General features: G+C 69.0%; 6 protein-coding genes and 1 pseudogene. 4 read left to right on the forward strand and 3 right to left on the reverse strand.

Annotation, left to right across the window (positions count from 1 at the left end):
* Nucleotides 1–155 (reverse strand): annotated as a pseudogene (locus tag VFL64_RS02005) (heat-inducible transcriptional repressor HrcA); the annotation flags it as partial.
* Between the two features lie 69 nt (nucleotides 156–224).
* Here VFL64_RS02005 and VFL64_RS02010 point away from each other — a divergent pair.
* From VFL64_RS02010 to VFL64_RS02025, 4 genes are read left to right on the forward strand one after another with little or no spacing between them, the layout of a single operon-like run.
* Nucleotides 225–1,100, forward strand: coding sequence for an NAD kinase (locus VFL64_RS02010; RefSeq protein WP_489538707.1), 876 nt, complete (start codon nucleotides 225–227; stop codon nucleotides 1,098–1,100).
* Nucleotide 1,101: 1 nt separating this feature from the next.
* Nucleotides 1,102–2,796 (forward strand): DNA repair protein RecN, encoded by a 1,695-nt coding sequence (gene recN, locus VFL64_RS02015; RefSeq protein WP_489538708.1) that lies wholly within the window; start codon nucleotides 1,102–1,104, stop codon nucleotides 2,794–2,796.
* Nucleotides 2,793–3,722, forward strand: coding sequence for an RNase adapter RapZ (gene rapZ, locus VFL64_RS02020; protein WP_489538709.1), 930 nt, complete (start codon nucleotides 2,793–2,795; stop codon nucleotides 3,720–3,722). The genes recN and rapZ overlap by 4 nt, the downstream gene beginning before the upstream one ends.
* Nucleotides 3,709–4,326, forward strand: a complete 618-nt coding sequence (locus tag VFL64_RS02025; RefSeq protein WP_489538710.1) for an LON peptidase substrate-binding domain-containing protein — start codon at nucleotides 3,709–3,711, stop codon at nucleotides 4,324–4,326. Before rapZ ends, VFL64_RS02025 begins: the two co-directional genes overlap by 14 nt.
* On the opposite strand, the gene mutY is transcribed toward VFL64_RS02025, so the two are convergent.
* Nucleotides 4,319–5,383, reverse strand: coding sequence for an A/G-specific adenine glycosylase (gene mutY / locus VFL64_RS02030; RefSeq protein ID WP_489538712.1), 1,065 nt, complete (start codon nucleotides 5,381–5,383; stop codon nucleotides 4,319–4,321). The genes VFL64_RS02025 and mutY overlap by 8 nt on opposite strands.
* A gap of 7 nt (nucleotides 5,384–5,390) precedes the next feature.
* Nucleotides 5,391–7,281 (reverse strand): dynamin family protein (locus VFL64_RS02035; RefSeq protein ID WP_489538711.1); only part of this gene is annotated, 1,891 nt, incomplete at its 5' end.

Genomic DNA, 7,281 nt, shown 5'->3' on the forward strand with positions numbered 1-7,281 from the left:
AGGTCTTCCAGGTCGGCCATCACGTTGCGGATGGTGGGGGGTGACAGGTCGAGCCCGGAGGCGCGCGACAGCGTGCGTGAACCCACTGGCTGGCCGTCAGCGATGTAGCGCTCCACAAGCGCTTTCAGCAGGGTTCTGGCGCGGTCGTCCAACATGGTTTTCATTGTAGGCCGCGAGGGAGTTTGACCCCGTTCTTTCACAGGCGCTGTGGTGTAATCCCGCGCATGCCTTCACGCTTTCGACACGCCGCTCTCGTGGGCAAATACCAGGCCCGAGGCATCCGCGGGGTGCTCGAAGAGATCGCGCACTTTCTGGTGCGCCAGGGGCTGGAAGTTTCACTCGAACGCGAGACCGCGCTCAACACCGGCATCGCCGATTTCAACGCCCTGAGCGTTCCCGAACTGGGCAAGAACTGCGACATGGCGGTGGTGGTGGGCGGTGACGGCACCATGCTCGGTTTCGCCCGCCAGCTGGCCCGCTACAACCTGCCGATGGTGGGCATCAATCAGGGCCGCCTGGGCTTCATCACCGACGTGCCCATCGGCCAGTTCGCCGAGGCACTGGCGCCCATCATCGCCGGCGACTATGAAGAAGAACGCCGCACCATGCTCGAAGGCAACGTGCTGCGCGACGACCAGAAGATCTTCGACGGCTTCGCCTTGAACGACGTGGTGGTGAGCCGCAATGCCACCGCCAGCATGATCGAGGTGAAGGTCGACATCGGCCCCGAGTTCGTGGCCAACCTGCGGGCCGACGGCGTGATCATCGCCTCGCCCACCGGCTCAACGGCCTATGCGCTGTCGGCAGGCGGGCCGATCCTGCACCCGGGCATCGGCGGCTGGCTGCTGGTGCCCATCGCGCCGCACGACCTGTCGAACCGGCCGATCGTGCTGCCCGACAACCTGGACATCACGCTCGAAGTGGTGACCGGCCGCGACGCGAGCGTCAACTTCGACATGCAAAGCCTGGCCAGCCTGCTGCCGGGCGACCGCATCGTGATCCGCCGCTCGGGTCACCAAGTGCGCTTTCTTCACCCGCGCGGCTGGAGCTACTACGCAACACTGCGCAGAAAACTGCATTGGAACGCTGGAGTCAATTGAGATGTTGAGGCGGCTCGCCCTGCGCGACTTCGTGATCGTGACCTCGCTGGAAGTGGAACTCTCCGGCGGCTTCTCGGTGCTGACGGGTGAAACCGGTGCCGGCAAGTCCATCCTCATCGACGCGCTGCAGCTGGCGCTGGGCAGCCGTGGCGATGCCGGCGTGGTGCGCGAAGGCGCGGTGCGCGCCGAGATCACCGCCGAGTTCGACACGCCGGCCAGCCTGGCCGCCTGGCTGGACGACGCCGGCTTCGAGCCGGCCGAGAGCCTGATGCTGCGCCGCGTGATCGACGCGCAGGGCAAGAGCCGCGCCTGGGTCAACGGCAGCCCGGCCACGGTGACGCAGCTGCGCGAGGCGGCTGACCACCTGGTCGACATCCACGGCCAGCACGCCTGGCAAAGCCTCACGCGCAGCGCCTCGGTGCGTGCACTGCTCGATGCCTATGCGGGTGTGGACGCCGCGCCGCTCGCCACCGCGTGGTCGCGCTGGAAGGCCGCCGGTGAGCAGCTCGCCATGGCGCGCTCGCAGCAGGCCGACCTGGAGCGCGAACGCGAGCGCCTGGCCTGGCAGGTGGGCGAGGTCGACAAGCTGGCCCCGGGCGCCGACGAATGGGAAGAGCTCAACGCCGACCACCAGCGCCTGTCCAACGCCCAGTCGCTGATGGACGCCGCGCGCACCGCACTCGATGCCATCAGCGAGGCCGAACTGAGCGCCGACGGCCTGACCGCCCGCGCCGTCGACGCGCTGCAAGACGTGGCCTCGTTCGACACCCGCCTGGCCAACGTGGCCGAGGTGCTGCAAAGCGCGCAGGCACAGCTGCAGGACGCCGCCCACACGCTCAGCAGCTACCTCAACCACGCCGAGCTGGAGCCCGAGCGCCTGCAAGAGCTCGACGAGCGCCTGTCGGCCTGGATCAGCCTGGCCAAGCGCTACCGCCGCCCGCCGGCCGAACTGCCGGCGCTGCTGTCGCAGTGGAAGGACGAGTTGCGTGCGCTTGACGCCGCTTCCGACCTCGACGGGCTGGAGCGCGCATTGAATGACGCGCAGGCCGCCTTCAGCACCGAAGCCCGCCGCGTCTCGGCGCAGCGCAAGGCCGCCGCGCCCAAGCTGGCTGCGGCCATCACGCAGGCCATGCAGCAGCTGGGCATGGCGGGTGGCCGCTTCGAGGTCGCGCTGACCCCGCAGGATGCGCCGCAATCCTTTGGCCTCGAATCGGCCGAGTTCCTGGTCGCCGGCCATGCGGGCAGCACGCCGCGGCCGCTGGCCAAGGTGGCATCGGGCGGCGAACTCTCGCGCATTGCGCTGGCCATCGCGGTCACCACCAGCCAGCTGGCGCAAGGTGGCGAGGCCGCAGGCACGCTGATCTTCGACGAGGTCGACGCCGGCGTGGGCGGCGCCGTGGCCGACACGGTGGGCCGACTGATGAAGCAGCTGGGCCGCGACCGCCAGGTGATGGCGGTGACGCACCTGCCCCAGGTGGCGGCCTGCGCCGATCACCACTTCGTGGTGAGCAAGGCCTTGCGCGATGGCAGCACGCGCAGCGAGATCAGCCCGGTGGCAGGCGAGGCACGCGTCGCCGAGGTGGCCCGCATGCTGGGCGGCGAACGCCAGTCGGGAACCACGCTCGCGCACGCGCAGGAGCTGCTGTCCGTCGCGGCCGAATCCGTCCCCGCCCCGGCCGGGCGCAAGCGCAAATGAACACGACACCGGACACACCGGCGGCACCGCATGAGGTGGTGCTCGTCACGGGCATCTCCGGCTCCGGCAAGTCGGTGGCGCTGCATGCGCTCGAAGACGCCGGCTTCTTCTGCGTGGACAACCTGCCGCCTGAGCTGCTGCGCGACTTTCTGCGGCTGGAGCACGAGCGGCTGCAGCGCCGCGTGGCGATCGCGGTCGACGTGCGCAGCGCCGGTTCGCTGCCGCACCTGCTCAAGCTGGTGGAAGAGCTGCGCGGCGAAGGCACGATCGTCCGCTCGATCTTTCTCGACTCGAACACCGATGCGCTGGTGCGCCGCTTCTCCGAATCGCGGCGGCCACACCCGCTCACCCAGCTCACGCTCACCAACCTGCCCTCACGCCGGCGCGACGACGAGGTCTCGGCCACCCACCATGCGCTGAGCGACGCCATTGAGCTGGAGCGCGAACTCCTCGCCGGGCTGCGCGAAGTGTCCACCGTGGTCGACACCAGCCAGCTGCGCCCGGCCCAGCTGCGCATCTGGGTGCGCGACCTGGTGCAGGCCAAGACGCGCGCGCTGACGCTGGTGTTCGAGTCCTTCGCCTTCAAGCACGGCGTGCCACTCGACGCCGACTACGTGTTCGACGTGCGCGTGCTGCCCAACCCGCACTACATCCGCGAGCTGCGTGCCCAGACGGGCCGCGACGCCGAGGTGGCCGCCTACCTGCAGGCCCAGCCCGAGGTGGGCGAGATGCTGGCGCAGATCGAAGGCTTCATCCGGCGCTGGCTGCCCGCCTTCGAGAACGACCAGCGCAGCTACCTCACCGTGGCCATCGGCTGCACCGGCGGCCAGCACCGGTCGGTCTACTTCGTCGAAACACTGGCCGCGCGTTTCGCCAGCCGCGGCGTCACGCTGATCCGCCATCGAGAACTCGATGCCCGAGACTGAACTCTTCTCGCTCCCCTTGTTCCCGCTGCAAGCGGTCTTGTTTCCTGGCGGCTTGCTGAGCTTGAAGGTGTTCGAGGCGCGTTACCTCGACCTGATCAGCACCAGCCTGCGCGAGAGCAAGCCGTTCGGCGTGGTGGCGTTGCGCCAAGGCAGTGACGTGCACACGCCCGGCAAGCCGGTGGTGACGGAAGAGATCGGCACGCTGGCCCAGGTGATGGACGTCGACAGCGCCCAGCACGGCATCCTGCAGGTGCGCTGCCGCGGCACGCAGCGCTTCGCGGTGAAGTCGCGCGAGCAGCAAGGCGACGGCCTCTGGCTGGCGCAGGCGCAGAGGCTGGACGATGACGACGTCGTCACACCGAGCGCTGCAGTGCTCGACACCGTGCGCGGCCTGGCCAATGCCATCGCCACGCTCAAGCAGCAGGGCTCCGAGCCGTTCCTCAAGCCCTTCACCTTCGAGAGCGCGGGCTGGGTAGCCAACCGCTGGTGCGAGATCCTGCCGATCTCCATCGCTGCCAAGCAGAAGCTGATGGAGCTGCCCGATCCGCAGGTGCGGCTTCAGCTGGTGGACGAGTTCCTGCGCACCAAGGGCGTGGTCAAGTAGCCTCGCGCAGCAGCAGCTTGCGCAGGGGTGCGGGCAGGCCCATGGCGAGCGCTTCGTCGAGGGTGAACCAGCCCCCTGGCGGCAGCTGGGCGGTGATCGCGGCCAATGCGTTCTTGGACATGCGCTTCGGCAAGGCCCAGCGCATCGGGTGCAGCGTCCAGTCGAGGTGGGTCAGCACATGCGTGAAGCTGGGCAGGGCCGCGCCCGAACCCGGCCAGGCAGCGCTCGATGCTTCGAGCTGGCTCGGCGTGTCGAACTCCGGCAGGCTCCACAGGCCGGCCCACACACCCGTGTCGGGCCGCTGGCACAGCCACAGCATGTCGTCATGCTCCAGCCACAGCCAGGCGTTGTCGCGCCGGCCGCGCTTGAGCTTGCGGCTCTTGACCGGGAACTGCTCCTGCGTGCCCGCACGGCGCGCGGCGCAATGGGCCTGCACCGGGCACAAGAGGCATTGCGGCGAGCGCGCGAGGCACACGGTCGCGCCGAGGTCCATCACCCCCTGCGTGTAGGCCTCGATGCCCTCATGCGGCAGCAACTCGGTGGCCTGCTCCCACAGCTCGCGCTCGTGGCGGGCGACGGCGAGGTCGGCATCGAAGGCCAGGAAGCGCGTCAGCACCCGTTTCACGTTGCCGTCGAGGATGGCCACCCGCTCGCCGAAGCAGAAGGCCGCGATGGCCGCGGCGGTGGAGCGGCCGATGCCGGGCAGCGTCTGCAGCTGCGCACTGCTGCGCGGGAACGCGCCGCCGTGTTCGACGACCACGGCCTTGGCGCAGGCGTGCATGTTGCGCGCGCGGCTGTAGTAGCCCAGGCCGCTCCACAAGCTCATCACCTCATCTTGCGAGGCGGCCGCGAGGTCTCGTACGGTCGGGAAGCGCTGCAGAAAGCGCTCGTAGTAGCCCAGCACGGTGCCCACCTGCGTCTGCTGCAGCATGATCTCCGACAGCCACACGCGGTACGGGTCGGTGGTGCGCTGCCAGGGCAGCGTGTGGCGGCCGTGCTGGCGCTGCCACGCGATCAGGGGCGTGGCGAAGTGGTCTGTCTTGTGGTTAGCGCTCAGAGCGCGCTCAAGCCTGCGCGGCGTAGAGCACGCCGGCTTCGCTGTTCTGCGCTTCCGCCAGCGGCTGCGGGTCGAGCCGCGCCTGCTCCTTCACGCGCACCGCCAGCTCAGCGCTGCGGGCTTGCAGAGCCTGCAGTTGCGCGTCTTGCGCTTCGAGCTCGGCGATGCGCTGCTCCAGGTCGCCCGATGCGGTCTGGATGCGCTCCAGCGCCTCGCGGCGGCGGCGGAAGCCACGGCGACGCTCGCGCAGCTGCGAATCGACCTGTGCCGAGGCCATCTTGTTCCACAGCTCCAGCTCGCTGCTCGCGTTCTCGAACACCACGCGCAGCTTGGAGACGAGCATGCGGCGGAACTGCTCCATGAACTTGGGCTGCGACAGGCGCAGTGCCTGCGTCAGGCCCAGGTACTGCACGTAGTTGCGCTGGATCAGCATCAGCTCCTGCACGAAGCGGCCGAGGTCGGGCGTCTTGCTCACCGCCAGGCTGAAGCCGAACTCGGCATTCAGCTTGGAGAACGAAGCGCTCAGCATGTCGTGGATCTCGTTGGCGCGCACATGCGAGGCCTCGAGCAGCTCGCGCAGGCGGGCGCACAGTGCGAGGAAGGCCTTCTTGGCACCCAGGTTGAGCAGCGAGGCGTTCATCGCCGTCTGCATCTCGTTGACTTCTTCACGCAGGCGGTCGCTGGTGAGGTCGACCAGCGCGTTCTTGAGCATGCGGCTGTGGACCATGCGCATGGCCTGCAGGCGGGAGGTGCACAACTCGAACTCAGCGGTTTCCGCGTCGACGCGCTCGAGCATCATGCGGGTCTTGGCGCTGCTCTTGCCGCGCAGGCCGCGCAGTTCGAGCATCTGCTCGGCCGTCTGGCGGCGGCGGTCGCCCAGGCGGCGCGCCACCTGCGACTCCATGCGCTGCGTGGCTTCGACCACCATCTCTTGCAGGGTGTCGCGGCGTTGCGGCAGCAGCTGTGCGCTGAGCGCGGCTTCGAGCGCGGGCAGGCGGCTGTCGGCCAGCGCGCGGGCATCGCCGTCGATGCGGGCAGCCAGGGCCTGGCGGGCCGAGAGGGGGAACACGCGATCGGCGTCGGTGCCGAGCGTGCGGGCCGTGGCCTGGCGCTGCGACTCGATCTGCTCGCGCACCTGCTCCACCGTGGCCAGCGGGTCGAGCAAGGCGTCGATCTTGTTGAGCACGACGAAGCTCGCACCCGAAGGCGAACCGAGGTGGTCGCGCCAGATTGCCATGTCGGACTTGGTGACGCCGGTGTCGGCACCGAGGATGAACACCATGGCATGCGCCGACGGCAGCAGGCTCAGCGTGAGCTCGGGCTCGGCGCCGATGGCGTTGAGCCCCGGGGTGTCGAGCACCACCAGGCCCTGCTTGAGCAAGGGGTGCGGATAGTTGATCAGCGCGTGGCGCCAGGCCGGCACTTCGACCAGGCCTTCGTCATTGGTGGGCGGGTTGTCTTCGGGGTGCTCGTCGTCCCAGAAACCGAGTGCCTTGGCGTCGTCGACGCTGACCCATTGCGTGCGCATGACCTCGCGCAGGGCTTCGGTCAGCTTGTCGGGCGAGCTGATGTCGAGCGACAGGTGCGTCCAGAGCTTGGGTTGGCCACGCAGTTCGGTGAGCGACAGGCCTTCGAGCCGCGTCGAGATGGGCAGCAGCGCGAGCGCCGGCTCTTCGCCGGCCTCGAAGCCGAGCTCGACCGGGCACATGGTGGTGCGCCCCGGTGTGGCCGGCAGCACGCGCCGGCCGGTGTCGGACAAGAAGATCGCGTTGATCAGCTCGGACTTGCCGCGCGAGAACTCCGCCACGAAAGCGACGATGAGCTTCTCGCCGGACAAACGGCGACGCAGGGTGTCGAGCGATTCGTGGGCAGCGGGGTCTGCAACATCTTGCTCGGCG

This window comes from Rhizobacter sp. (assembly GCF_035702065.1).
GTDB lineage: Bacteria > Pseudomonadota > Gammaproteobacteria > Burkholderiales > Burkholderiaceae_C > Rhizobacter.